Genomic DNA, 25,221 nt, shown 5'->3' with positions numbered 1-25,221 from the left:
GCAGATTCACGTGATCACGTGGCATCCTCCGTATGGTCCCTCACTGTACCACCCCGTACATCGACGGCCAGCAGCAGGGGCTTCCATGGCGTGTCCGTCGATGTCGCGGCGTGGTCGACCGCCTCGAGTCGGCGGCCCGGCCCGTCGGCGAGGACGAGGACGCTGGGGCCGGCTCCGGAGACGACGGCGGCGAACCCGGCGGCGCGCAGGCTCTGCACGAGCGCGTCGGTCGCCGGCATCGCCTGCGCACGATAGGACTGGTGCAGCTTGTCCTCGGTGGCCGCCATCAGCAGCTCGGGGCTCTGCGTCAAAGCAGCGATGAGAAGGGCGGAGCGCGAGACGTTGAAAACGGCGTCTTCGCGCGTGACGTGGAGCGGCGCGAGACCGCGCGCGACCGAGGTCGACATCGTGAACTCCGGGACGAAGACGAGCGGCGAGACCCCCCGGTGGACGGCGAGCTTCTTGTGCTGCGGCCCGTTCTGATCCATCCAGGCGATCGTCAGGCCGCCGAACAGCGCCGGCGCCACGTTGTCGGGGTGTCCCTCGAGTTCGGTCGCCAGGCGGAGCAGCGTGTCGGGGCCGAGCGTGACGTCACCCTCGAGCAGCCCCTGGGCCGCCAGCAGTCCTGCCACGACGGCGGCGCCGGACGATCCCATGCCGCGGCCGTGCGGGATCACGTTGTGCGCTCGCAGACGGATGCCGGGCATCGGCCGACCGACCGCCTCGAATGCATACGCCATCGAGCGGACCACCAGGTGCGAGGCATCCGTCGGAACGTCGGCGGCCCCCTCCCCCGACACCTCGATCTCGAGGCCGGGACCGCCGAGGGCGGTCACGACGAGCTCGTCGTGGACGCTCAGGGCGAGACCGAGCGTGTCGAAGCCGGGTCCGAGGTTGGCGCTCGTCGCGGGGACGCGAACGGCGACGGAGCGCCCCGCGAGCGTCATCCCGCCACGCGCGTGAGATCGAGCGCGGAGGCCACCTCGCTGGTCGCCGCGTCAACGACGAGGGGCTCGACCTGCGAGCCGTCGGGGTTGCGGAGCGCCCACTGCGCGTCCTTCAGGCCGTGACCCGTGACGGTGAGAACGACCTTCGCGCCGTTCGGGATCACACCCGCCTCGGCACGGTCGAGCAGGCCCGCCACGCTGATCGCGGAGGCCGGCTCGACGAAGACGCCGACCGTCCCGGCGAGGAGCTTCTGCGCCGCGAGGATGCGCTCGTCGTCGATGGCACCGAACCAGCCGTCGGTCGCGGCGCGCGCCTCGAGGGCGAGCTCCCACGACGCGGGGTTGCCGATGCGGATGGCGGAGGCGATCGTCTCGGGGTTCTTCACGACCGCGCCGCGCACGAGCGGCGCCGAGCCCTCCGCCTGGAAGCCGAACATGCGGGGCACACGGGTCGCGACGCCGCGCTCGGCCTCTTCGCGGTAGCCGCGCGAGTAGGCGGTGTAGTTGCCGGCGTTGCCGACGGGGATGAAGTGGAAGTCGGGGGCGTCGCCGAGCTGACTGACGACCTCGTACGCCGCGGTCTTCTGACCCTCGATGCGGTCGGGGTTGACCGAGTTCACGAGATGCACCTTGTAGCCGCCGGCGAGCTCGCGCGCGATCTCGAGGCAGTCGTCGAAGTTTCCGCGGATCTGGATGAGCTTCCCGTTGTGGGCGACCGCCTGGCTGAGCTTGCCCATCGCGATCTTGCCCTCGGGGACGAGGACTGCGGCCGTGATGCCGGCGTGCGCGGCGTAGGCCGCAGCGGATGCCGACGTGTTGCCGGTCGAGGCGCAGATGACGGCCTCGGCGCCGTGCTCGACGGCCCGGGAGAGCGCGACCGTCATACCGCGGTCCTTGAAGGAGCCGGTCGGATTCATGCCCTCGAACTTGATGTAGACATCGGCACCCGTGATGCGCGAGAGCGATGCCGCCGGGATGAGCGGGGTGCCGCCCTCGCCGAGCGTCACGACGGTCGAGGCGTCGGTGACGCCCAGTCGGTCGGCGTACTCGCGGAGGACTCCGCGCCAGACGTGTGCCATGTCAGTCTCCTTCTACCCGCAGGACCGAGACCACCCGACGCACCGCGCTGGTCGCAGCGAGGCGCTCGACGGTGTCGGCCAGGTCCTGCTCCCGGGCCGTGTGGGTTCCGATGACGAGGTGCGCGACGGCATCCTCGTCCTCCTGGGCGACGGCGCCGCCCGAGGTGGTCTGTTCGACGGTCGCGATCGACACGTTCCCGTCGCTGAGGATGCCGGCGACGGTGGCGAGGACGCCGGGCCGGTCGTCGACCTCGAGGGTGATCTGGCAGCTGGTGCGGATGCGACCGATCGGCACGATCGGCAGACCTCCGCGCGTCGACTCGCCGACGCCGGGACCGCCGGCGACATGGCGACGAGCGGCCGACACGACGTCGCCGAGGACGGCGGAGGCGGTCTGCACTCCCCCGGCACCCGCGCCGTAGAACATCAGGTCGCCGGCGGCCTCAGCCTCGACGAACACGGCGTTGTTCGCGCCGTGGACGGAGGCCAGGGGGTGCTCGCGCGGAACCAGCGCGGGGTACACCCGCACAGAGATCGCCTCGCCCGAGGGCGCGGCGTCCGCCTGGTCGACCAGCCGTTCGCACACGGCGAGGAGCTTGACGACGTAGCCGGCCTTGCGGGCTGCCTCGATGACACCGGCATCCACCGACGTGATCCCCTCGCGGTGCACGGCATCGAGCGGCACGGTCGTGTGGAACGCGAGGCTTGCGAGGATCGCCGCCTTCTGCGCGGCGTCGTACGCCTCGACGTCCGCGGTCGGGTCGGCCTCGGCGTAGCCGAGTCGCTGCGCCTCGGCGAGCACCTCGTCGAAGCCGAGACCCTCGCGGTCCATACGGTCGAGGATGTAGTTCGTCGTGCCGTTGACGATGCCCATGATCCGTCGCACGCGGTCACCGGCCAGCGAGTCCCGCAGGGGGCGGATGATCGGGATCGCCCCGGCGACGGCGGCCTCGTACGCGACCGTCGCGCCCACCTGATCGGCGGCGTCGAAGATCTCGCTGCCGTGTGTGGCGAGGAGGGCCTTGTTGGCGGTGACGACGTCGGCGCCGGAGGACAGCGCGTGGAGGATGCGGGTGCGCGCGGGCTCGAGCCCACCGGTGACCTCGATCACGATGTCGGCGCCCGCGATGAGGGTGTCGGCATCCGTCGTGAACAGATCGCGCGGGAGGTCCGCCTCGCGAGGGGCGTCGACGTCGCGGACGGCGATCCCGACGAGGTCGAGCGGGGCACCGGCACGATCGGCGAGTTCGTCGGCGTGGGTCAGCAGGAGGCGGGCGACCTGGGATCCGACGGCGCCGGCTCCCAGCAGCGCGACGCGCAGGCGGCGGGGTTCGATCATGCGGACTCCTCGGAGGTGCGGGATGCCGGTGCGACGCCGAGGTCGCGCGCCAGCAGGTCGTTCTCGTCCTCCCCGCGGATGATCAGCCGCGCGGCACCGCCGCCGACGGCGACCACGGGAGGACGCGTCAGGTAGTTGTAGTTGCTCGCGAGCGAGAAGCAGTAGGCACCGGTCGCGGCGACCGCCACCAGGTCCCCCGGCACCACATCACCGGGAAGGTACTCGTCCGACACGACGATGTCGCCCGCCTCGCAGTGGCGACCCACCACACGGGCGAGCGCGGGGGCGGCGTCGCTCCGGCGGCTCGCGATGCGAGCGCTGTAATCCGCGCCGTAGAGGGCGGTGCGGGCGTTGTCGCTCATGCCGCCGTCGACGCTCACGTAGAGCCGTTCGAGGTCGTCCGAGACGCGCACGGGCTTCACGGTGCCGACCGAGTACAGGGTGACGCCCGCGCGTCCGACGATCGTCCGCCCCGGTTCGAAGGCGAGCTCCGGAAGCGGGATGCCGCGGCTCTCGCACTCGCGGGCGACCGCCGCGACGATGCCGTCGGCGAGCTCCGCGATCGGGGTCGGGTCGTCCTTCGACGTGTAGGCGATGCCGAAGCCGCCGCCGAGGTTGAGGAGAGGGACCTCGCCATCGGCGAGGAGCCGCGCGTGCAGCTCCACGACCCGAGCCGCGGACTCGGCGAAACCGGAGGTTCCGAAGATCTGCGAACCGATGTGGCAGTGGAGTCCCGCGAAGCGGAGCGCCGGCAGCTCGCGGATGCGCGCGACCGCAGCCCCGGCATCCGTCAGCGTGAAACCGAACTTCTGATCCTCGTGAGCCGTCGCGAGGAAGTCGTGCGTCTCGGCGTGGACGCCGCTGTTGACCCGGACGAGCACGGTCTGGACGCGACCCTGGGCCTCGGCTTCGGCGGCGATCCGCTCGATCTCGGTGAGCGAGTCGATGACGATCGAGCCGACGCCGACGCGCACGGCGCGGGCGATCTCGGGGACGAGCTTGTTGTTGCCGTGCAGCCCGAGGCGAGCCGGGTCGGCGCCCGCGGCGAGGGCGACGGCCAGTTCGCCGCCGCTGGCGACGTCGACCCCGAGGCCCTCCGCGGTGACCCAGCGCACGACATCGGTGGTCAGGAGCGCCTTGCCGGCGTAGTAGACCCGGGCCGTGCCGCCATGGCGGGCCGCGGCATCCTGGAACGCCGTCAGCACCTCGCGGGCGCGGGCGCGGACGAGATCCTCATCGACGACGTACAGCGGCGTGCCGAACCGCTCGGCGAGCTCCGTCGCGGGGACGCCGCCGAGGACGATCGCACCGGCGTCGTCACGGGCGGCTCCCTCGGGCCACACGGCCTCGACGAGCGCATTCGCGTCGTGCGGCTGGGTCAGCCACTCGGGCACGGCGGGACGGTCGGAGGTGGTGGACACGCAGGGGCACCAATCGGGGTGGGAACGGGTACGTCGGGCGGTGTGGCCACGCCCCGACGGTGCCCACAGTCTAGGGCACCGGCGCGGAGCCTCCCGGCTCCGTGACGCTAGCGGTCGGCGGCGCAGGAGCCGGGCTCCTGCGCGGACGTGTCACGGAGGATCGAGCTGTCGATCTCGAAGCTCGCGACGATCCCGCGATCCTCGACGGCGACATCCGTGAGAGTCATCGCCTTCGGCAGGTACTGGGACACGCAGACCGGGAACTCCTCCAGCATCGATCCGACGAGCGGACCCAGCTGCTCGCGAAGGGCGTCGGCCGACAGGTCCGCTCCGCCGAGGCGGAACGTCGTGGGCGAGAGGATGATCTCGCCGTCGCGGGCGGCGGGCGAGAGGGTCACCCCGACGGGGACCGACGTGCCGAGGACCGGGAAAGAGGTATCGACGGCGACGTCGGGCGGGTCGAGGGTCACGGCCTCCGCGGGGAAGCCGTCGACCTCCGACAGCAGGGCACGGGTCTGAGCCTGATCCATCACGACCGTCGCGTTCGCGAAGGACCAGTCGGCATCCCTGTACATCGGCACATCGGCCGCGGTCACGTCGACGTCCGCGGTGATGCCGTTCAGCTCGACATCATCGGCCGTCAGCCTGATCTCGGGCAGCTGTCCGACCACGACGAGCGGGAGCATGAGCGCCGCGGGGATGTCGACGTCGATCTTCTGATCGGCGGGGAGACCGACGTTCTCGACGATCTGATCGCGGATGATCTGCGGCGTGACGATGCGCGCGGTGATCTCCGCCGCCACCAGGACGCCGACGATCGCGACGATGACGACGACGACCCACGTGACGCGTCGACGCGGACGACGGCGAGCAGGCTGAACCCCGGCCGCACCCGTCATGTCACATCCGTTCGGGCGCGCTGACGCCCAGCAGATCGAGACCGTTGCGGAGCACCTGGCCGGTGGCGTCGTTGAGCCACAGGCGCGTGCGGTGCACGTCGGTGATCCCCTCGTCGCCGAGGGGCGTCACGCGGCAGGAGTCGTACCAGCGGTGGTACAGGCTCGCGAGCTCCTCCAGATAACGGGCGACACGGTGCGGCTCACGGAGCTCGGCGGCGAAGGCGACGAGGCGCGGGAACTCCTGCAGCGCGCCGAGGAGCGCGGACTCGGTCTCGTGGGTGAGCAGTTCGGGGGCGAACGCGTCACGGGCGACGCCGGAGTCGGCGGCGTTCCGGGCCACGTTGTGCGTGCGCGCGTGGGCGTACTGCACGTAGAAGACCGGGTTGTCGTTCGTCCGCTTCTGCAGGATCTCGGGGTCGAGCGTCAGCGGCGAGTCCGCCGGGTAGCGCGCGAGCGAATAGCGCAGCGCGTCGGTGCCCAGCCACTCGCGCAGGTCGTCGAGCTCGATGATGTTGCCGGCGCGCTTGGACAGGCGCGCGCCGTTGACGGAGACGAGCTGCCCGATGAGCACCTCGATGTCCTTCTCGGGGTCGTCGCCCGCCGCGCCCGCGAGCGCCTTCAGTCGGTGCACGTAGCCGTGGTGGTCGGCGCCCAGCAGGTAGATCTTGTGTGCGAACCCGCGGTCCCCCTTGTTGAGGTAGTACGCGGCGTCGGCGGCGAAGTAGGTGTACTCGCCGTTGGAACGCCGGATGACGCGGTCCTTGTCGTCGCCGAAGTCGGTCGTGCGCACCCACACCGCATCGTCGGCGTCGAAGACGTGTCCCTGCGCACGGAGGCGATCCACGGCCTCGTCCACGAGGCTGGGTCCGCCGTCCGCCTTCTTGGCGTGGAGCGTCCGCTCGCTGAAGAAGACGTCGAAGTGGACGTTGAACTTCTCGAGGGATGCCTGGAGCTCCGCGAGCTGCAGTTCGTAAGCCTTGTCGCGGACCGCAGGCATCCGCTCCTCTTCGGGCAGATCGCCGATGCCGGGCTCGGCGTCGGCGACCCGCTTCGCGAGATCGTCGATGTACGCACCGGAGTAGCCGTCCTCGGGAGCGGGATCGCCCTGCATGCGCGCCAGCACGGAGCGGCCGAAGCGGTCCATCTGCGCACCGGCGTCGTTGATGTAGAACTCGCGGACGAGCGTGGCACCACTCGCGAGCAGCAGGCGGGCGATCGCGTCGCCGAGCGCCGCCCAGCGCGTGTGCCCGATGTGCATGGGACCGGTCGGGTTCGCGCTGACGAACTCGAGGTTGATGGTGTTGCCCTCCTGGCTGCGGCCGCGACCGAAGGCGGCACCCGACTCGACGATCGTCTTGGCGAGCGCGCCGGCAGCGGCGGCATCCAGTCGGATGTTGATGAAGCCGGGCCCCGCGACCTCGACGGAGGCGATGCCGTCCACCGCGGCGAGCGCCTCGGCGACCTCGGCCGCGAACTCGCGCGGGTTGGCGCCGACCTGCTTCGACAGCTTGAGGGCGGCGTTCGAGGCCCAGTCGCCGTGGTCGCGGTTCTTCGGGCGTTCGACCGGGAAGTCCGCGATCGTGAGCGCCTCACCGGAGCCGGGTCGTCGCGCCTCCGCGAGCGGGGAGACGACGGCGAGAAGGGCTGCGGAGAGGGCTTCTGGAGTCATAGCCCGTCAAGTCTACGTTTCGGGCGCTCCTCACGCCGACGGCAGGACCACCCACACCCGAGCGCCGCCGGCGGGCGACTCGTCGATGCCCATGCGGCCGCCGTGCGACTCCACGATCCGGTGGCACGTCGCCAGGCCGATGCCGAAGCCCGGCACGGCGGCGTTCGATCCGCGCTCCAGCGGCTCGAAGACGAGCTCCCGTTCGGCGGCCGGGACGCCGGGGCCGTTGTCGTCGACGGTGATGCGGACGCCCGCGACGACGGCGCCGACGGTCACCGTGATGGCCGGCGTGCGCTCACCGGCACCGGCGAACTTCACCGCGTTGCCGACGAGGTTCTGCATGAGGACGCCGAGCAGGGTCGGGTCGGCGGGGATCGGAACGGATGCGTCGACCGTCACCTCGGCGCCGTTGTCGAGACCGGCGCTGCGCAGGTCCTCCATCGTGGCAGCGACGAGAGGGCCGACGTCGACCGCGGAGCGACGGATGGGGGCGCCGCCGACACTCGCGTAGTCCAGCAGACGCGCGATCATCCCCGACATCCGGTCGGCGACCGACTCCGCGCGCGCCAAAGCCCGGGAGGCGGCGGGCACACCGGCGACCTCCGGCACCTCCGACGCCAGCTCGATGTAGCCCGTCAACGCCGTCAGCGGGTTGCGGAGATCGTGCGCGACTTGCGCGGCGAAGCTCTCGAGCTGTTCGTTCGACTCGCCGAGCTCGCGCGTGAGGCGGCGCAGCTCGAGCACGTCGACGATCTGGTGAGCGATGAGAGCGAGCGCGGCGCTCTCCTCTTCGGGCAGCTCGCGCGGCTCCTCGTCGAAGATGCAGACCGTTCCGATCGGGACGCCGGACGGAGTGATGAGGGGGCTCGACGCGTAGAACCGCACGTTCGCGACTTCGCCCGTGACGAAGGGGTTCCCCGCGAAACGGTCGTCGAGCGCCGCGTCCTCGACGACCGTGTGGCCGGGCTCGCGGAACACGACGGCGCACATCGAGTCCTCGCGGCTGCACACGGCCGGTTCGAAGCCGACGGCGGCGATCTGATGCTGCGAACGGTCGTCGATGATGTTGATGACCGCGGTGGGAACGCTGCACACCGTCGCCGCCAACTGCACGAGGCCCTGCAGATCCGGCTCGGGCGCCCGCCCGAGCACGCCGTAGCCCTCGATGATGGCGCGCCGGATGGCGTCGTCGGCAGTCTTCACATTCAGCTCCCGGATCTCCCTCACTTCACCCTAGTCACCCCGTGCCGGGCGGGCTCGGTGCCGCGTCAGGCGATCGTGACGAGGGAGGCGCGATCGTCGCGCAGCGGATCGGATGCCGCGGCCACAGCCGCGTCGTCGCCCTCGACGCGCGCGTCGACGAGCATCCGCTGCAGCGACAGGTTCGCGCCGTAGTAGCTGAGGAACGCGCAGTCGGCGGCATCCCTTCCCGTCGAGATCCGCACCAACCCTCGACGGTTCGACAGACGGGTCGCGTCGACGACCAACCAGCGGCCGTCCATCCACGCCTCGGCGACGGCGTGGAAGTCCATCGGCACGAGACCCGGGGCGTAGCAGGCGACGTAGCGGGCGGGAACGTCCATCGCCCGCAGCAACGCGATGACCAGATGCGCGTAGTCGCGGCAGACGCCCTGCCCCGTCGCGAGCGTCGTCACTGCGGAGTCCGTGCCGAGCGAGAGACCGGGCGAGTACGTCACGGTCTCGGCGACGAAGGCCTCGACCGCGGCGAGGAGGTCCGTGCCGCGCAACCCGCCGAACTGCCGGCGCGCCTGCGCGAAGACGGCGTCCGAAGGCGCATACCGGCTGGGGCGCAGATAGACCGCGGTGTCGAGGTCGGACGCGGACGCCGCGTCCGCCTCTCCGAGGACGCGGGCGTCGTAACGGACCTGGAGCGGCCCCGGGGCGACCCGGAGGCGGTGGAGCCGCGACCCGGCGGCATCCGTCACCTCCAGGGGGGCGAGGTCAGCACCCTCCCGCACGAGCGACAGCCGTTCCGAGGCGACGGGGACCCCCGTCGCGACGGCGACGGACAGGATGAGGTCGAGCTCACCGTCGACATGGAGGTCGAGTTCGGCTGTGACGACGCGCTGCACCGAGCAATACTCGCACGGCGGTACCGACACCCGGCGATGACGCGGGACCGGTCCGTGTATCGGTCCGGTGAACAACGGCTCGAGATGATCCGGGATCGCTTACCCTCGTCGCATGAGTTCTGTACGACGCGCCCGCAGCTGGGGGCTGGGCGTCGTCGCCGCCGGTGTGGCTGCGATCGTCGCCGTGTCCGCTTGGCAGCCGTGGCGAACCCCTCCCACCGCCGAAGCCGCGTCGGCCGTCGGCGCCGTCGCGGACGTCGAGCCGCTGTCCATCCCCGCCGACGCGAAGGTCCTCGTGTTCGGCGATTCGTGGACGTACGGCGCGGCGGCGACGGTGCCCACCGACGGCTACGCCTACCGGCTGGGCAGGCTCAGCGGGTGGAACGTCACCGTCGACGGGGTTCGGGGATCCGGCTACATGAAACCCGGTCGGGACGGACCGGACTTCCGGCGGCGCGCTGAAGCGCTGGACCCGTCGACGGCGTACGACCTCATCATCATCCAGGGCTCCATCAACGACGACCAGCAGGGTGAGCGCGGGTACCGGGAAGCCGTCGACGCGACCTGGGACACCTTCGAGCGGCTGTTCCCGACGGCGCAGATCGTCATCTTCGGACCGACGCCGCACGAGTTCCCCGTCAACGAGGGCACCGCGCGCATCGACTCCGATCTCGAGGCCGCCGCGGCCTCCCGCCACTGGTGGTACATCTCGTCCCTGCAGGAGCGGTGGCTCACACCGGCCAACTATCACGAGATGATCGACACGGGAGCGGGGCGCAAGCACCCATCGGACCGCGGACACGAGTATCTCGCCGAGAAGCTCCTGGCCGCCCTCCATGAACGCAGCGTCACGACGGACGCTGGCGCGCCCCGCGAGGACGCACCGGCACCCGTCGTTCCGTGACGACGGGCGCGATCAGGCGCGGATGGCCTCGGCGATGGGCTCGTCGCCGTTGTTGAACGAGATCGTCCGGCCGATCGTGCTCGGATCCGCAAGCGCCGCCGCGATCACCGCAGCCACGTCGGCACGCGACACCGAGGTTCCCTTCTCGGCGGCGGCATCGATGCGTCCGGTCGGCTCGTCGAGGGTCAACGCCGACGGCGCGAGGATCGTCCAGTCCAGGTCCGCCGCGCGCAGGTGCTCATCGGCGGCCGCCTTGGACTCCGCATACGCGAAGAAGTCATCGGACGGGTCGACTCCGTGGTCGGGGCCGGCGCCGAAGTAGGAGACCATCAGGTATCGTCGCGCCTCGGCGGCCGCGGCGGCATCGATCGATCGGATCGCGGCATCCCGGTCGACCGCGTAGGTGCGCTCCGGAGACCCTCCGCCGGCGCCTGCCGACCAGACGATCGCGTCGCTGTCGGCGAAGAGCTCGGTCATCGCGCCGGTGTCGGATGCCGCGACATCGGCCACGAGTGCAGTGGCGCCGGTCGCGCTCACGTCGTCGGAGTGATCGGGGTTCCGGATGACGGAGGTCACGTCGTGCCCCGCCTCGACGAGCAGGGGGGCGAGGAGCAGACCGACCTTGCCGTGTCCGCCGATGATGGTGATGCGTGCCATGAGGTGGCTCCTTTCGTCAAGACCCGACGCTACGTCGACGTACCGCCGGGTGGCTCGCCCTTGCGCTTGTACCCTCGACGTGGAAGGGGTCACCGACCGCTTCCACGTCCACACGCACGAGGGGGAAGACACACGTGAGCGAGACGACTCCGGCCGGGTGGTATCCGGCTCCGCACGCCGGTAACGAGCTCCGCTACTGGGATGGGACCTCCTGGCACGCAGCGCCCGCGTATCTCCCCGCCGGCACGTCCGCAGCCCCCGGCATCCCCTCCCCTGCGCCCGCGGCGCCGGTGCTGCCGCCGTACGCGTCCGGCGCGCCCGGCATGCCGCCCGGATACCCGCCCTACTCCGGCGGCCCCGTCCCGCGGCCCCGCTCCGTCGGCCTCGGGGTCACCGCTCTCTCGCTCGGAATCGCGGCGTTCGTCCTGGGGTGGATCCCGTTCCTGGGCTTCGTCGTCGCGATCGCGGGTGCCGTCTTCGGTGTGATCGCGCTCGTGCGCCGTCAGCCGAAACCCCTGGCGCTGACCGGGACGATCCTGTCGGGGGTCGCCCTCGTGGTGGCGTGCCTCGCGACGTTCTCGATCCTGTCCCTCATCTGGAGCGATACGACCGACGACTACAGCTACAACAGCGAGCAGGACTACGGTTCGGATTCGAACGACGCCCCTGCCGTCCCCGAGCTCGAGCCGTACGCACCCGCGACCGGTCCGGGATCGCTCACCGACCCGCTCCCCCTCCCCTACGTCCACGAGACGGGGTCGCGCACGGAGTACAGCGCGGAGGTGCGCATCGTGGACGAGGACGCGACCGACGAGGTGCGGTCGTGGAACTCGCTCAACCCGGCCGCGAGCGACGGGTACCGCTACGTGCTCGTGGAGATGACCGTGGCGAGCCTGGACCCGGACGGTCTTCCTGCCGCGTTCCCGACCTACGACCTCTCCCTCGCGACCGACGACGGCGGGGTGTATCCGTACTCCTTCGTCGTCGCGCCCGACGACTCGACGCTCCTGCGCGACGCGGGCACGATCGCCGAGGGCGACACGGCAACCGGTCTCGTGGCGTATCTGGTCCCGGACGACGCGACGGACTTCCTGCTGACCGATCTCGCGGGCTACTACGCTTTCTGACGCGGCAGCGGGAGAACGCGCTCCCGATCCCATGGCTCGGTCCATCCCAGCCGGGAGAACAGTCCGTCGAGGATCATCGCCGTGAACCCCCACACGAGCCGCTCGCCGCGCGCCGTCGGGAGCAGGAAGGCGGGCCCGCGGAACTCGCCGCGATCGGTGCGGACGACGGTGACACCGCGGTGGGCCGGATCGAGCAGGTCCGCCACGGGCGCCCGGAACACGTCGGCCGACTCCGCCTCGTCGACGACCCGGACCGCAGAGGGACGTCGCCACCACGCCAGCACCGGGGTGACCAGGTGCCGCGAGTACTCCAGCGGGATCGGCTCGAGCACCCCGAGGACGTCGACGCCGGCGACATCGAGGCCGGTCTCCTCACGCGCTTCGCGGAGGGACGCCGCGATCGCATCGGCATCCTCGTCGTCCATCCGTCCGCCCGGGAACGCGACCTGACCCGGGTGGGACCGGAGCGTCTCGGCGCGGGAGAGGAGGAGGACATCGAGGTCCCGCGAGACGGCCGCGGCGGAGTGATCACGATCGGCCGGAACGTCGTCGAGGACCCCGAAGAGGATGAGCACCGCCGCCGCGCGTGCACCCGGCACCGCGGGCAGGGCCCGGAGAGCGTCGAACCCGGGGTGGACGACCCCGCGCGCGATCGAGTCGACGAGCTGCTCGAGCTGCGCTCGCGCGGCGGGGACGGGCGCGGGCGAACTCATGGAGTCAGGCTATGCGACGCGGTGCGGGTGGACGCGGAACCGGCTGCACCGGTGATAGTCTCGATCGGTACGCCTCCGTAGCTCAGGGGATAGAGCGTTGGTTTCCGGTACCAGAAGTCGGGGGTTCGAATCCCTCCGGGGGCACAGTGAGATGAAGGGGACTCGGCATTGCCGGGTCCCCTTCATCGTTCCCTGATCCAGATCAGTCGTCCGCAGCGTCGCTGTCGGGGTCGACCGGCTGACCGAACGGCGGGATGCCGCCGGGCACCGCGCCGTCGTGCGTGGGGAGTTCCACGTCGGGGCCCTCGTAAGCGTTCTCGTCGGTACCGCGTTGCTCACCTGACATGTCGTCCTCCGTGGTCGGTGTCGTCCGTGTGGACGCGACGCTACTGCGAGCCCCCCGGGTCTGCCCGGGGTTGACAGTCGAGCGCGTCAGTCGGAGACGAGCTTCAGCCCGACGATGCAGCCCACGAGCCCGAGGATCAGGAGGACCTTCACGACGGACACCGACTCCGCACCGGTGACCATCGCCCAGACGACGGTGAGGGATGCCCCGATCCCGACCCACACGGCATAGCCGGTGCCCGTCGGGATCTCGCGGAGCGCGAAAGCCAGTCCGCCCATGCTCGCGACCAGAGCGACGGCGAACGTGACCGTCGGCCACAGTTTCGTGAAGCCTTCCGAGCGCCCGAGGGCGGTGGCCCACACGGCCTCGAGCATCCCGGCGACGATGAGTACGATCCACGACAGCATGACTGACCTCCTGGCCAGTCTTGTCGCTCACCGGGTACTGAACCCTCGTCCGGGGGCCCGGTCGAGGGCCCGCCGTGAGTCTATCGACGCTCGCTGGGCGGAGTCGGTGCGGACGGGATCGCGCCGCGCCACGTCGTGACGGCCTCGGCGGTGGCGGCGTCGGCGTGAGCGTCCAGCCACGCATCGAGGTCGAGCCGGCGGTACATGTCGCGGAAGGCGGACTCCGGCGTGTGCGCGAAGCGATCGAGGACGCTCAGACGCTCGGCGACGTCGAACGAACGGCTGTGCAGCTCCGCCATGGTCTCGGCGTTGGCGAACGACGAGAGGTAGTCCCGGGTCGCGGCATCCTCGGTCACACCGACGGCCTTCAGCAGGACCGCAGCCAGCAGGCCGGTCCGATCCCAGCCTGCGCCGCAGTGGAACAAGATGCCGCCCGTACGGGCGCGAGCGATCTCGTCGAGGGCGCCCGCGAGCCGATGCGGCAGTTCCCTCACGTGATCCACGTAGTACAGCGGGGTCCCCCACTGACCGTCCTTCTCCCGGGATTCCCAGAAGTGCCGTTCGTCGCCGTCGAGGTCGACGTACCGGACGGTGATGTCGTGGGGGACGGACACCGTCCGCTCACTCGGGCGGCGAAGGTCGACAACCGTGCCCACGCCATGCGCTCGAAGGCGATCCCACCCGGCGTCGGGCACACGGTCGAGCGTCTCAGCTCGGATGAAGACGCCGGCCGGCGTGCGGGAACCGTCCGTTCGTTCGAGTCCGCCGAGGTCTCTCGCGTTGGCCAACCCATCGATCCCCAGAGGCGTCTGCATGTGGCGATCCTGCCACGCCGGGTGCGCAGCAGCGCCGGAACCGATGTCGGAACCCTCTCCTTCTCTGGGACTATGTCCGGCCCACCCCCGTTCGTCGACGAGGTCCCCGAGGGGATCCCAACGACCCTGGACTGGGTGGTGATGAGTTCACCCCCCGACCCACCGACCCACCGCTGTTCTCGCGGCGAGGTCATCCCGAAGGATGACACGGGCCAGCCCCAGGGCTGACGCGGGAATCCGCGGCGATTCGTAGCGTCGAGACATGGCCACCGCGACCCTTCCCACCGCCTCGAACTCCCGCTCCCGTGTGGGCACCACGACGTCCGCCGCCGTACTGTCCGTGCTCGGAACGATCGCCGCGATCGGCATCGCGGCGACGAGCCTGCTCGTCGTCCCCATCGCTCTCTTCGTCGCATTCGGCCCGTCGCTGCTGTCGCGCTTCTGAGCACCTGAGAGGATGCCGGAGATGTCGATCCTCCTGCGCCCCTGGAACTCCGACGACGCCGACGACCTCAGCCGCGCCGCTCGCGGGAGCGACGATCTCGCGCCGCAATTCGGCGGCGCGGACCTCGCCGATGCATCTGCTGCTCGGGGATTCATCGAACGACACCTTCGCTTCGACGACACGGCCAAGAACTGGGCGGTCGAGATCGATGGTCACGCCGTCGGCAACGTCGGGGCGACCGGCATCGAATTCCGCCACCAGACGGCGTGGATGTCCTACTGGCTCGCGCCTGATGCTCGGGGTGGCGGCGTCGCCGCGGCATCCCTCGCCCGGGTCAGCGACTGGGCCTTCCGCGCCGGGCTGCACCGACTCGAGCTCGGGCACCGCATGAACAATCGGGCGTCGTGCCGAGTCGCCCACGCCGCCGGGTACCTCGTCGAAGGCATCGAACGGCAGAAACTCCGGTACGGCGACGAGCGATACGACGTCGAGACCCATGCGCGACTCGCGACCGACCCGCAGCCTCGCGAACGAGGAACTGCCGTCGCGCTGAGGACGGACATCCCCGCGCGACGGCAGAACTGATACTCAGGTCGATCTAGCCGCCCGAGGGGTTCTCGATGGGAGTTCCGTCCTCGTTCGTGGTCACCGGCGGGTTCTCGTCGGGCGATCCACCCGACGCCGTGTCGGCGTCGACCTGATCGTCGGGGACACCCTGGGTGTTGTGCTCATCCGAGCCGTTCGTGTCGCTCATCGCGGTCCTTCCGGTCGCTGTCGGTCACGTGAAGGCGACGGTACGCACGCCGCCCCCGCGCGGTGAGGGCCTTGACAGCCGGCGCAGATCAGAGATCGACCGTGTCGTTGCGTCCCTCGTACGGCGTCCCCGTCACCTTGGACTTCACGAGGCTGATGATCGACGCGACCGTACCGCCCGGGCTGCTCCAGTACTCACCCGACGCGGCGTCGATCTTCAGGAGCGTGACATTCGGGTCCTCCGGGCCGTCCGGGAACCAGGCCTCGACGGCCGGCGACCAGTACTCCCGCAGGCGCTCGAGATCGTCCACGACCTCGGCGTTGCCCGCGAGCGACACCCAGGCGTCGTTCGTGCTCAGCGCGACACCCACCGCGGGCCGCGCAGCGACGTGCGCGGCGACCGACGAGTCGCGGCCGACGATGAACCACAGATCCCCGTCGAACTCCCGGTCCTGGACGGTCAACGGGCGTGCGACGTGCGCACCCTCCTCGTTCATGGTCGTGACCATCGCGAAGCGGAACTTCGGCAGCAGGTCGATGAGTGTCGCGTGCGGATCGTTCTCGGTGGCCATGGGGCCCTCCTTCGTCTCCGCTTCAGCGTCACACCCGTCGCGGCATCCGACCTCGGGGTTGACACGTCCGAGCGAGTGGCGTCTCAGGGCGCGGGGACGAGGAAGATCGCGTCGAGCAGCCCGGGGTTGTGGGCGTGGACCAGCACGCCGAAGACCACGGCGTCGAACAGCAGGTGGACGGTCACGACGTAGGCGAGCGACCTCGTGCGCAGGAAGATGACGGCCTGCAGCAGGGCGAACGGGATCGTCAGCACCGGACCCCACTCGCGGTAGCCGAGCTCCCACAGGAAGGACACGAACACGATCGCCTGCAGCACGTTCGCGGTCGCGTCGGCGAAATGGCGCCGCAGCAGCGCGAAGCACGTGCAGATGAAGAACAGCTCATCCCAGATGCCGACCGCCCCGACGCCGACGAACAGGCGCGCGATCAGGTCGGGAGTGTCGACGACGGGCCAGTTCTCGTACACGCCCGAGGTGATGAAGTAGAACGGCAGCAGCAGCCAGCCGAGCACAAGGACCGCGATCAGCCACGCCCACTGCCACGCCGTCCAGCGGCCACCACCGCGCCACGGGAACCGGATCGCATGGTCACGGTACACGAAACGCGAGACCAGGTACGGCACGAGAACCGCACCGCCCAGGGCGAGCGTGAAGCGGATCATCGCCGCGTCGTCGAGCTCCGCCTTCAGCGGGATGACGCTCACGATGAGCATCCCGAGGGCGATGAGCGAGAGGTCGCGCGTGATCGACGGGCCGGATGCCGCGGCATCCCGCCGTTCGATGATCAGGGCGACGACGAGGCCCGCACCCAGCAGGAGCCACCCGAGCCAGGGTGTCAGCAGGACGAAGAACGCTGGCGCCGCGAGGCACACGAGAAGCGCGGGTACGACGCGGACGTCGAGGACGGGCCGGCGCCCGCCGTCCGCGCGGGCCATCACGCCGACCGGGGATGGCGGCGGTAGGTCAGGTCGCGGATCTCGCGCCCCTTCGCGATGCCCTTGCGCTCGAAGGCGGTCATGATGCGACCGTCGAAGCGGTCCGCCCACTCCCCCTCGAACACCGGCTCGAAGTGGTCGGCGCCGGAGAGCACGTCGCGCATCTGCAGCGCATAGTCCTCCCAGTCGGTCGCGAGGCGCAGGGTTCCGCCGTCACGCAACGCCCGTGCAGCGAGCGCGGGGAACCCGTCTGCGATGAGACGGCGTTTGTTGTGCTTGGTCTTGTGCCACGGGTCGGGGAAGAAGATCCACACCTCGTCGACCGATGCCTCGGGCAGCAGGTGCTCGAGGACCTCCGGCGCGTTCGCCTCGACGAGACGGAGGTTGCGCACGCCCTCGCGGTCCGCGTCGAGCATCGTGCGGGCGAGCCCCGCGCGGAACACCTCCACGGCGATGAAGTCGCGCTCGGGCGCCTGACCGGCGGCGTGCACGATCGCGTGCCCCTGGCCCGAACCGATCTCGACGACGAGCGGGGACTGCCGGCCGAACTCGGCGACCGGATCGATCGTCGAACCGGGACGGATGCTGGTGGCAGCGGCATCCCGTTCCACCTCGAGCAGGTATGTGCTGGAGAGATCGTCCCAGGCTCGTTCCTGCGCGTCGCTCATCCGGCCGCTCCGACGCACGAACGACACGGGCTTGTCTCGGAAGCGCGGCGCGGACTCGGGCGCGTCGGGATCGGGCATGCGACCAGGGTATCCCGCGGGGTCGGGGGTCTCCGCGGGCCTGCCTCGGCGTCGCCCGCTCATGCGGTCACGAAATCGATGAGTTCCTCGACGCGGCCGAGGAGAGCCGGGTCGAGGTCGCGGAAGGTCGTGACGGACCCGAGGATGCGCTGCCAGTTCTCGGCGATGTCGGTCTGGTCCTCTGCGGGCCAGCCGAGGGCGCGACTGACGCCCTTCTTCCACTCGATGCCACGGGGAACCTCTGGCCACGCGGCGATCCCGAGGGCGCGGGGTGTGACGCACTGCCAGACGTCGATGTACGGGTGGCCGACGATCTTGAGGTGCGGGCCGTGCGGGCCGCGGAGGATCTGCTCGGCGATGCGCGTCTCCTTCGACCCGGGGACGAGGTGGTCGACGAGCACCCCGTAACGCCGCTCGGCGCTCGGCGGCTCTGCGCGCAGCAGATCCTCGAGCAGGTCGACGCCCTGCAGATATTCGACGACGACACCCTCGATGCGGAGGTCGGCGCCCCACACCTTCTCGACGAGTTCGGCGTCGTGGCGTCCTTCGACGAGGATGCGCGAGGCGCGGGCGACGCGGGCGCGTGCCTGCGGGTCGGCGAAGGAGCCGGACGCCGTGCGCGTGCGACCGGCGGGGGTGGCGGCGCGCGGCGGGACGAGCTGGACGGGCTTGCCGTCGACGAGGAAGCCGCCGCCCATCGGGAACACCCGCACGCGCCCGTGCCGGTCCTCGAGTTCGACGTGACCCGCCGTCGCTCCCGTCACCGCTCCGACGAAGTCGTCGAGGGCCACCTCGACGACCAGACCGGGGTCCGCCGGAACGGTCGTCACCGTCGGCCGTCCCTTGTCGCGCCATCCCGCGGCGAGCACATCACTGCCGTACCGATCGTCCACTGACACCTCCCGAAACCTCGGGAAGCCTAGATCAGCAACGCAGGGGGAACGCACAGGCGCTCCGGCCGCAACCCGGTACCGAGACATACGGGCCGCGGCATAGACTCGCGACAAGCGGCTGTGTCCGCTGCGCGACTCACCGAGCGACTCCCGGAGGCCTCACCGATGCGATCCCGACTGACGTCCGTCGTCGCGGCCTCGATCGCGGTCCTCATCGGGGCCTTCGGGTTCGCGGCACCGGCCTCGGCGACCGCGCCCGTGACGCTCGGCGACAGCCGTGTGCTGGATGCAGCCGATGTCCTGACGGACGCGCAGGAGGCGAGCCTCGACAGCCGTCTCGAGAAGCTCACCGATGACACCGGACTCGACCTCTGGGTCGTCTACGTCGACAGGTTCACCGATCCGACCGGCGCGCAGCAATGGTCCGCCGACACCGCGGAGCTCAACAACCTCGGACCCGATCAATACCTCCTCGCCGTCGCCACCGAGGGGCGCGCCTTCTACCTCTCCTCGGACTCGTCGGGCCCCCTCTCTGACGGTCGGATCACCGCGATCGAGCAGGACCGTGTGTTCCCCGCCCTGGATCGAGGCGACTGGGAAGGCGCCGCAGTCGCCGCCGCCGACGGGCTCGCCGACGCCCGATCCGGCGGCGGGAGCGGTCTCATCTGGGTCGTGCTCCTCGTGGTCGCCGCCCTCGCCGGTCTCGTCGTCTGGGCGGTCGTCCGCAGGCGCCGCGCCGCGACCGGCGCCGACCCGGGAAAGCGACAGGTGCCCCTCGACGAGTTGGAGCGGCAGGCCGGCGCCGCCCTCGTGCAGACCGACGATGCGATCACGGCGAGCGCGCAGGAGCTCGGGTTCGCCGAGGCGGAGTTCGGGGATGCCGCGACCGCCGAGTTCTCGCAGGCGATCGCCGCGGCGCGGACCGCGCTGGAGCGCGCGTTCTCGCTGCAGCAGCAGATGGACGACGAGACCCCCGACTCCCCCGACCAGCAGCGCGCCTGGTACGAGCAGATCCTGGACCTCTGCCGGAGCGCCCAGGCGACGCTGACGGAGAAGGCGGACGCCTTCGACGCGTTGCGCGACCTTGCGAAGAACGCTCCGGAAGCCCTCATCCGCGTGCAGCAACGGCGAACCGAGGCGGGCGCGCGTCTCGACGGTGTCGACGCGCGGCTCGGCGAGCTCCGCGCCGCGTACCGGGCCGAGGCCGTCGCCGCGGTCGCCGACAACCCGGCGCAGGCCCGCGATCGTCTCGCGTTCGTCGACGCCCGATTGGCCGAGGCGCAGACCGAGGTCGCGGCGGGCAACGGCGCAGGGGCGGCCGTCGGCATCCGTGCCGCCGAGCAGGCCGTCGATCAGGCGGTCCGCCTTCAGGACGCCGTCGGAAAGCTCGCCGCCGACTTGTCCGCAGCCGAACGGGAGGGTGCCGCCCTCGTCACCGAGCTCGACGCCGACCTGGCGGCCGCCGCCGCGACGCCCGACCCCGAGTCGCGTCTCGCCCCGGTGATCGCGTCGACGCAGCAGAACCTCGACACCGCACGCGAGAAGCTGACCGGACCGGCGCGCGATCCCCTGGCCGCCGTCGATCTCCTCGAAGACGCGAATGCGGCTATCGACGGCGCCCTCGGTCAGGTGCGGGACGCTCAGCAGCGCGCCGACCGCGCCCGCAGCGTGCTGTCCCAGACGCTGCTGCAGGCGAAAGCCCAGGTGTCGGCGACCGAGGATTTCATCAGCGCTCGTCGCGGTGCGGTCGGGGCGGCGGCGCGCACGCGTTTGGCCGAAGCCGGGGCCGCCCTCGTTCAGGCGACACAGCTCCAGCAGAGCGACCCCGAACGCGCGCTCGATCTCGCGCACCGATCCGCCGCCCTGGCCGGCGAAGCGATGCAGCGCGCGCAGGGCGATGTCGGATCGTTCGCCGGCGGCGGAAACGCTGGCGGCGGGGGCGACTTCGGCGGCATGCTGGGCGGCATCATCCTCGGCTCCCTCCTGGGTGGCGGTGGCGGGTCGCGACGTTCCTCCGGTGGGTTCGGAGGCTTCGGCGGCGGCTTCGGTGGCTCATCCTCCCGTCGCACCGGCGGTTTCGGCGGCGGATCCACCGGACGCAGCGGCGGCGGTTCCCGCTCCCGGCGCGGAGGGGGACGCTTCTGATCTTCCGACGCCGCACCTCTCAGACCTCGACAGCACGACCTCTCGTAACGAAAGGAAACCCGATGGCAAAGCAGTCCATCTTCGGCCGCATCTCCACCCTCGTGAAGGCGAACGTCAACGCCCTTCTCGACTCCGCCGAGGACCCGCAGAAGATGCTCGATCAGCTCGTCCGCGACTACACCAACAACATCGCCGACGCCGAGACCGCCATCGCCGAGACCATCGGCAACCTGCGCCTGCTCGAACGCGATCACGACGAGGACGTGAAGGCCGCCGCGGAGTGGGGCAACAAGGCCATCGCCGCGAGTCGCAAGGCCGACGAGCTGCGCTCGGCAGGCAACACGACGGATGCCGACAAGTTCGACAACCTCGCCAAGATCGCACTGCAGCGTCAGATCAGCGAGGAGAACGAGGCGCGTGCCATCGCCCCCTCGATCGCCGCGCAGACCGAGGTCGTCGAGAAGCTCAAGGACGGTCTCAACGGCATGAAGCAGAAGCTCGACCAGCTTCGCTCGAAGCGCTCCGAGCTGCTCGCCCGCGCGAAGACCGCCGAGGCGCAGAACAAGGTGCACGACGCTGTGAAGTCGATCGACGTGCTCGACCCCACGAGCGAGCTCGGCCGGTTCGAGGACAAGGTCCGCCGCCAGGAGGCCCTCGCTGCAGGCAAGGCCGAGATCGCCGCCTCCACGATCGACGCGCAGTTCAACCAGCTCGAGGACCTCGGTGAGCTGACCGAGGTCGAGGCGCGTCTGGCCGCGCTGAAGACCGGCGGCAGCGCCGGCGCGATCGAGCAGTAAGACCCGCACGCACGACGCGGCGCCGGACCTCTCGGGTCCGGCGCCGCCGTGCTCCCCCGGAGGTGCCCATGACCCGATTCCTCGTCGTCCCGCAGTGGCAGGGTTCGCCGTCCGCCCGCGCGATGCGCCTCATCGACGGGGCCGAGGCGATCGCCGACGACCTGCCGCGCTCGGGGCTCACCCGCGTCGACGTTCCCGCAGAAGCGGGCGAGGCGGTGGGCACCGGCATCCGTCGGTTCAGCACCCTCACCCGCGTCCGTGACGCGATCGCCGACATCCTCGACTCCGGGGAGGAACCTGCGCTCATCATCGGCGGGGACTGCGCCGTCGCCGTGCCGGCGATCGCGGCCGCCGCGAAGCGGCATCCCTCTCTCGCGGTCGTGTGGCTCGATGCGCACGGCGACCTGCACACGCCGGACTCGTCCCCCTCGGGCGCGCTGGCGGGAATGACCCTGCGGGCGACGATCGAGCCGGGACCGTTCGTCGCCGATCCGCTCATCCCCGCCGCCCGGACCGTCCTCGTCGGCGCCCGCGCCCTCGACGACGCCGAGGCCGCATTCCTCGACGGCTCCGGCGTCACGTCAGTCACCGCGGGCGCCCTCACCGACCCGGCGGTGCTGGCGGACGCGGTCGCCGCGACGGGGGCCGACGCGGTCTACGTGCACATCGACCTCGACGTCCTCGACCCCGCCGCCGTGGTCGGCGTCCTCGAACCGGTCCCCTTCGGCGCCGACCCCGCCCACGTCACCGCGTCGATCGCCCGACTGCGCGAGCGCATGCCGCTGGTCGGCGCCTCGCTGTCCGGGTTCGCGCCGGCGACACGGGACGCCGCTGTCGAAGACCTCGGCACGATCCTGCGCCTGCTCGGGGCCCTCGCATGAGCCCGGTCCCCCCGGAAGGCTGGGAGGCTCGGGCGGAGCGCGCCGTGGCGCGCGGACGACGGGTCGACCGCTGGATCCCCGGCATCCTGCTCGATTCGCCGCTCAGCCGCCTGGGCTACCTCGCCGGCACGGCGTTCGGCTTCACATGGGGAACGCTCTGGTCGACCGGCCGCGTCGAGCGGCGAGCGGGGCTCTGGGTCTTCCGGGGGATGCCGGGGGTCACCTTCGGTCGCGGGGGTGTCTGCGTCGGCGGGTGCTTCCTCACCGGCGATGGTCATATCGACGACCGGCTGCTGCGCCACGAAGCCGCGCACCGCGAGCAGTGGCGCCGCTACGGCATGCTCATGCCGCTGCTCTACCTGCTGGCGGGCCGGGATCCGCTGACCAACCGGTTCGAGATCGAGGCGGGTCTCGCCGACGGCCGCTACATCCCCCGCTGACGGTCGGTCACGAGCACACGCCTCAACTCCGCCGTCTCTGCGGTCGTGAGGCCGTGCGCCTGGAGATACTCGACGGGACCGCCGTACCGCAGGCGGAGGTCGTCGAACACGGCGCGCATCGCGTCCACCGGCGACCGGGTGACGAGATCCTCCAGGTGCCGCGCACCCGGGTATCGCCTCCGGAGGTACCGCAGGACGCCATCGTTCCGGGCCGCGGGGAGCAGCGCCTCCGTCCGCGCGTAGTCGGCGATGACGGCGCCCTCGTCCACGCCCGCGGCGGCGAGGATGAGCGCCACCGACAGCCCGGTGCGGTCCTTGCCCACCGTGCAGTGCACGAGCACCGGGTGGACCTCGAGCACCGCACGTGCCGCCTCGATCAGCCGCGATGCCGACCCGTCGACGAGCGCCCGGTAGACGTCGTCGAGCGACAGGTCGTCGGCGAAGAACGACGCCACCGAGCCCGCATACATCGGTAGGCGGACCGTCTCGATGCCGAGGCCGTCGATCCGCGAGGGCTCGAGGAGGCGCTCGTCGTCGTCGCGCAGGTCGACGATGCGACGGATGCCGAGGCTCGCGACGCGGTCTCTTCCTGCCGCCGTCAGGTGGCCGAGGTTGCCCGAGCGGAACAGGACACCGGGCCGGGTGCGCCCCTGCCCCGCCGGTAGGCCCCCGACGTCGCGGAAGTTGAAGGCGCCCGGGACCTCGACGACGCTCACCGGGTCGGCGGCGGCGTCCGCCGTTCGGGAACCGGGTAGCGGCCGGCGATCGCGATGCGGTTGAACGCGTTGATCGAGACGAGCAGCCAGCTGAGGGCGACGTACTCCTCCTCCGAGAGGATGCCGCCGACACGGTCGTAGACCTCGTCCGAGACGCCCTCGTCGTGGATGAAGACGTAGGACTCCGTCAGCTCGAGGGCCGCCCGTTCCCGCTCGCTGAAGACACCGGATTCCCGCCAGACCGGGAGCTGCGCGACGACATCGAGGGTGAGCCCGGCCTTCACACCCCGGTCCGCGTGGACGCGGACGCAGTACGCGCAGCCGTTGAGCTGGGATGCGTGGATGAGGGCGAGCTCACGCAGCCGCGCATCGATCCCGGCCTCGGCAGCGAGGTCCCCGACGGTCGTCGCGAACGCTTCGAGGGCGTCGTAGGCCGGGCGGGCGGCCTTGGCGAGGTGGACGCGGTGGTGATCGCTCATGCCGTCACCCTAGTCGCGGCATCCGCCTGCGGCATCGGTCACAATGGTGTGCGTGAGCGACGCCGCCTTCGACGAGTTCTCCTACCTTCCCGCCCAGGCGGCCGACATCGGCGTCCCGCCGCCCGAGGTGCGCCGGGTGACGCATCGCCTGCCGGACGGCCGCGCGATCAGCGCGTTGCGCTTCGGGGATCCGGACCGCGCGCCGGAGGTCACGTTCCTGCACGGTGCCGGGCTCAACGCGCACACCTGGGACACCACGATCCTCCACCTGGGTCTGCCCGCCCTGGTCCTCGATCTGCCCGGCCACGGCGATTCCTCATGGCGGGACGACGCGCGGTACACCGGCGAGAGCATCGCCGCCGACATCGCGCCGGCTGTGCACGAGTGGACGAACGGTCGCCGCCAGGTGCTCGTCGGCCACTCGCTCGGAGGTCTCACGGCGGCGGCGCTCGCTGCGCGGCATCCGGACCTCGTCCGCTCCCTCGTCCTCGTCGACATCTCCCCCGGCGTCGATCCGGACGGGGCGGCGTCCTCCATCCGCGCCTTCTTCGCCGGCCCGACGGACTGGGCCAGTCACGACGAGCTCGTCGACCGCGCCCTCTCGTTCGGGCTCGGCGGCACCCGCGAGGCGGCCACTCGTGGCGTCTCCCTGAACTCGCGCGTGCGCCCCGACGGCCGTGTCGAGTGGAAGCACCACTTCGCACACCTCGCCAATCGACTCGCCGCGGACCCCGACGCGGCGAGCGCGGTCGATGCGGCGCAGCGATCGGAAACGGGGGCGCTCTCCGCCGCAGGGTGGGACGACCTCGCTGCCGTCGCCGCACCCGTCGACCTCGTCACCGGTACCCGCGGATTCCTCACCGATGCGGACCGCGCCGAGTTCCTCCGCCGCGTTCCGCAGGCCCGGCACACCGAGCTCGACGCGGCGCACAACGTGCACGAGGAACGGCCCCGGGAACTCGCGGCCCTCGTGCGGTCGACTCATGACGAGCCGTGACCGAAC

The 25,221-nt window shown here is 71.0% G+C and carries 29 protein-coding genes, 1 tRNA gene and 1 riboswitch; of the genes, 10 read left to right on the top strand and 20 right to left on the bottom strand.

Annotation, left to right across the window (positions count from 1 at the left end; genetic code table 11):
- Positions 1-14: 14 nt before the first annotated feature.
- The 8 genes from thrB to ACIQLK_RS12860 all read right to left on the bottom strand — a co-directional run bounded on the left by thrB (position 15) and on the right by ACIQLK_RS12860 (position 9,447).
- A complete protein-coding gene (gene thrB / locus ACIQLK_RS12895; RefSeq protein WP_400365188.1) occupies positions 15-947 on the bottom strand; it encodes a homoserine kinase in 933 nt (310 codons plus the stop codon).
- On the bottom strand, positions 944-2,026 hold the full coding sequence (gene thrC, locus ACIQLK_RS12890; RefSeq protein ID WP_400365187.1) for a threonine synthase: 1,083 nt from the start codon (positions 2,024-2,026) through the stop codon (positions 944-946). Before thrC ends, thrB begins: the two co-directional genes overlap by 4 nt.
- Position 2,027: 1 nt before the next feature.
- Positions 2,028-3,365, bottom strand: coding sequence for a homoserine dehydrogenase (locus ACIQLK_RS12885; RefSeq protein ID WP_400365186.1), 1,338 nt, complete (start codon positions 3,363-3,365; stop codon positions 2,028-2,030).
- Positions 3,362-4,786 (bottom strand): diaminopimelate decarboxylase, encoded by a 1,425-nt coding sequence (lysA, locus tag ACIQLK_RS12880; RefSeq protein WP_400365185.1) that lies wholly within the window; start codon positions 4,784-4,786, stop codon positions 3,362-3,364. Before lysA ends, ACIQLK_RS12885 begins: the two co-directional genes overlap by 4 nt.
- A 107-nt stretch (positions 4,787-4,893) precedes the next feature.
- A complete protein-coding gene (locus ACIQLK_RS12875) occupies positions 4,894-5,685 on the bottom strand; it encodes an LmeA family phospholipid-binding protein (protein WP_400365184.1) in 792 nt (263 codons plus the stop codon).
- Between the two features lies 1 nt (position 5,686).
- Positions 5,687-7,354 (bottom strand): arginine--tRNA ligase, encoded by a 1,668-nt coding sequence (locus ACIQLK_RS12870; RefSeq protein WP_400365183.1) that lies wholly within the window; start codon positions 7,352-7,354, stop codon positions 5,687-5,689.
- 30 nt (positions 7,355-7,384) lie between these two features.
- Positions 7,385-8,557 (bottom strand): ATP-binding protein, encoded by a 1,173-nt coding sequence (locus ACIQLK_RS12865; protein ID WP_400365182.1) that lies wholly within the window; start codon positions 8,555-8,557, stop codon positions 7,385-7,387.
- A gap of 65 nt (positions 8,558-8,622) precedes the next feature.
- On the bottom strand, positions 8,623-9,447 hold the full coding sequence (locus tag ACIQLK_RS12860; protein ID WP_400365181.1) for a transglutaminase family protein: 825 nt from the start codon (positions 9,445-9,447) through the stop codon (positions 8,623-8,625).
- A gap of 112 nt (positions 9,448-9,559) precedes the next feature.
- On the opposite strand from ACIQLK_RS12860, the gene ACIQLK_RS12855 reads away from it, so the two are divergent.
- Positions 9,560-10,351: an SGNH/GDSL hydrolase family protein gene (locus tag ACIQLK_RS12855; RefSeq protein WP_400365180.1), complete on the top strand. Its 792-nt coding sequence runs from the start codon at positions 9,560-9,562 to the stop codon at positions 10,349-10,351.
- 12 nt (positions 10,352-10,363) lie between these two features.
- On the opposite strand, the gene ACIQLK_RS12850 is transcribed toward ACIQLK_RS12855, so the two are convergent.
- Positions 10,364-11,008 (bottom strand): NAD(P)-dependent oxidoreductase, encoded by a 645-nt coding sequence (locus tag ACIQLK_RS12850; protein ID WP_400365179.1) that lies wholly within the window; start codon positions 11,006-11,008, stop codon positions 10,364-10,366.
- Between the two features lie 134 nt (positions 11,009-11,142).
- On the opposite strand from ACIQLK_RS12850, the gene ACIQLK_RS12845 reads away from it, so the two are divergent.
- On the top strand, positions 11,143-12,135 hold the full coding sequence (locus ACIQLK_RS12845; protein WP_400365178.1) for a DUF2510 domain-containing protein: 993 nt from the start codon (positions 11,143-11,145) through the stop codon (positions 12,133-12,135).
- On the opposite strand, the gene ACIQLK_RS12840 is transcribed toward ACIQLK_RS12845, so the two are convergent.
- Positions 12,123-12,848, bottom strand: coding sequence for an NUDIX hydrolase (locus tag ACIQLK_RS12840; protein WP_400365177.1), 726 nt, complete (start codon positions 12,846-12,848; stop codon positions 12,123-12,125). The genes ACIQLK_RS12845 and ACIQLK_RS12840 overlap by 13 nt on opposite strands.
- Positions 12,849-12,919: 71 nt before the next feature.
- On the opposite strand from ACIQLK_RS12840, the gene ACIQLK_RS12835 reads away from it, so the two are divergent.
- Positions 12,920-12,992 (top strand) — tRNA-Arg (locus ACIQLK_RS12835).
- Positions 12,993-13,050: 58 nt separating this feature from the next.
- Here the strand turns inward: ACIQLK_RS12835 and ACIQLK_RS12830 are convergent.
- From ACIQLK_RS12830 to ACIQLK_RS12820, 3 genes are all read right to left on the bottom strand, one after another.
- Entirely contained in the window at positions 13,051-13,194 is a 144-nt protein-coding gene (locus ACIQLK_RS12830) for a hypothetical protein (RefSeq protein WP_400365176.1), read from the bottom strand.
- Positions 13,195-13,280: 86 nt separating this feature from the next.
- Positions 13,281-13,598, bottom strand: a complete 318-nt coding sequence (locus ACIQLK_RS12825) for a DMT family transporter (protein ID WP_400365587.1) — start codon at positions 13,596-13,598, stop codon at positions 13,281-13,283.
- A 12-nt stretch (positions 13,599-13,610) separates the two neighbouring features.
- A riboswitch (guanidine-III (ykkC-III) riboswitch) is annotated at positions 13,611-13,675 on the bottom strand.
- Between the two features lie 6 nt (positions 13,676-13,681).
- On the bottom strand, positions 13,682-14,416 hold the full coding sequence (locus ACIQLK_RS12820) for a tyrosine-protein phosphatase (RefSeq protein ID WP_400365175.1): 735 nt from the start codon (positions 14,414-14,416) through the stop codon (positions 13,682-13,684).
- A gap of 262 nt (positions 14,417-14,678) precedes the next feature.
- On the opposite strand from ACIQLK_RS12820, the gene ACIQLK_RS12815 reads away from it, so the two are divergent.
- Both ACIQLK_RS12815 and ACIQLK_RS12810 read left to right on the top strand, forming a co-directional pair.
- Complete coding sequence (locus tag ACIQLK_RS12815; protein ID WP_400365174.1) at positions 14,679-14,861, top strand: hypothetical protein; 183 nt, start codon at positions 14,679-14,681, stop codon at positions 14,859-14,861.
- Positions 14,862-14,882: 21 nt separating this feature from the next.
- Positions 14,883-15,446 carry a GNAT family N-acetyltransferase gene (locus ACIQLK_RS12810; protein ID WP_400365173.1) on the top strand — a complete coding sequence of 188 codons (564 nt, stop codon included), beginning with the start codon at positions 14,883-14,885 and terminating at the stop codon, positions 15,444-15,446.
- A 13-nt stretch (positions 15,447-15,459) separates the two neighbouring features.
- Here ACIQLK_RS12810 and ACIQLK_RS12805 read toward each other — a convergent pair whose 3' ends face one another.
- From ACIQLK_RS12805 to ACIQLK_RS12785, 5 genes are all read right to left on the bottom strand, one after another.
- On the bottom strand, positions 15,460-15,615 hold the full coding sequence (locus tag ACIQLK_RS12805) for a hypothetical protein (RefSeq protein ID WP_400365172.1): 156 nt from the start codon (positions 15,613-15,615) through the stop codon (positions 15,460-15,462).
- A gap of 88 nt (positions 15,616-15,703) precedes the next feature.
- Entirely contained in the window at positions 15,704-16,186 is a 483-nt protein-coding gene (locus tag ACIQLK_RS12800; RefSeq protein WP_400365171.1) for a pyridoxamine 5'-phosphate oxidase family protein, read from the bottom strand.
- An 83-nt stretch (positions 16,187-16,269) separates the two neighbouring features.
- Positions 16,270-17,121, bottom strand: coding sequence for a CPBP family intramembrane glutamic endopeptidase (locus ACIQLK_RS12795; protein WP_400365170.1), 852 nt, complete (start codon positions 17,119-17,121; stop codon positions 16,270-16,272).
- Positions 17,121-17,867, bottom strand: a complete 747-nt coding sequence (gene trmB / locus ACIQLK_RS12790; protein ID WP_400365169.1) for a tRNA (guanosine(46)-N7)-methyltransferase TrmB — start codon at positions 17,865-17,867, stop codon at positions 17,121-17,123. Before trmB ends, ACIQLK_RS12795 begins: the two co-directional genes overlap by 1 nt.
- Positions 17,868-17,926: 59 nt before the next feature.
- Complete coding sequence (locus ACIQLK_RS12785) at positions 17,927-18,760, bottom strand: DUF3097 family protein (protein WP_400365585.1); 834 nt, start codon at positions 18,758-18,760, stop codon at positions 17,927-17,929.
- A gap of 165 nt (positions 18,761-18,925) precedes the next feature.
- Here ACIQLK_RS12785 and ACIQLK_RS12780 point away from each other — a divergent pair, with 165 nt between their 5' ends.
- From ACIQLK_RS12780 to ACIQLK_RS12765, 4 genes are all read left to right on the top strand, one after another.
- A complete protein-coding gene (locus tag ACIQLK_RS12780) occupies positions 18,926-20,905 on the top strand; it encodes a TPM domain-containing protein (protein WP_400365168.1) in 1,980 nt (659 codons plus the stop codon).
- A gap of 62 nt (positions 20,906-20,967) precedes the next feature.
- Positions 20,968-21,702: a PspA/IM30 family protein gene (locus tag ACIQLK_RS12775; RefSeq protein ID WP_400365167.1), complete on the top strand. Its 735-nt coding sequence runs from the start codon at positions 20,968-20,970 to the stop codon at positions 21,700-21,702.
- 68 nt (positions 21,703-21,770) lie between these two features.
- Entirely contained in the window at positions 21,771-22,583 is an 813-nt protein-coding gene (locus tag ACIQLK_RS12770; protein WP_400365166.1) for an arginase family protein, read from the top strand.
- Positions 22,580-23,023 (top strand): Fe-S oxidoreductase, encoded by a 444-nt coding sequence (locus tag ACIQLK_RS12765; RefSeq protein WP_400365165.1) that lies wholly within the window; start codon positions 22,580-22,582, stop codon positions 23,021-23,023. Before ACIQLK_RS12770 ends, ACIQLK_RS12765 begins: the two co-directional genes overlap by 4 nt.
- Here ACIQLK_RS12765 and ACIQLK_RS12760 read toward each other — a convergent pair.
- Together ACIQLK_RS12760 and ACIQLK_RS12755 are read right to left on the bottom strand one after the other, a co-directional pair.
- On the bottom strand, positions 23,008-23,739 hold the full coding sequence (locus ACIQLK_RS12760; protein ID WP_400365164.1) for a tyrosine-protein phosphatase: 732 nt from the start codon (positions 23,737-23,739) through the stop codon (positions 23,008-23,010). The genes ACIQLK_RS12765 and ACIQLK_RS12760 overlap by 16 nt on opposite strands.
- Entirely contained in the window at positions 23,736-24,218 is a 483-nt protein-coding gene (locus ACIQLK_RS12755) for a carboxymuconolactone decarboxylase family protein (RefSeq protein ID WP_400365163.1), read from the bottom strand. The genes ACIQLK_RS12760 and ACIQLK_RS12755 overlap by 4 nt, the downstream gene beginning before the upstream one ends.
- Positions 24,219-24,261: 43 nt before the next feature.
- Here ACIQLK_RS12755 and ACIQLK_RS12750 point away from each other — a divergent pair, with 43 nt between their 5' ends.
- Entirely contained in the window at positions 24,262-25,215 is a 954-nt protein-coding gene (locus tag ACIQLK_RS12750; RefSeq protein ID WP_400365162.1) for an alpha/beta fold hydrolase, read from the top strand.
- The last annotated feature ends 6 nt before the right edge of the window (positions 25,216-25,221 follow it).

It is taken from the genome of Microbacterium sp. NPDC091382 (genome assembly GCF_044757025.1).
Classification (GTDB): Bacteria; Actinomycetota; Actinomycetes; order Actinomycetales; family Microbacteriaceae; genus Microbacterium.
This window is presented reverse-complemented; position numbering and strand designations above follow the sequence as displayed.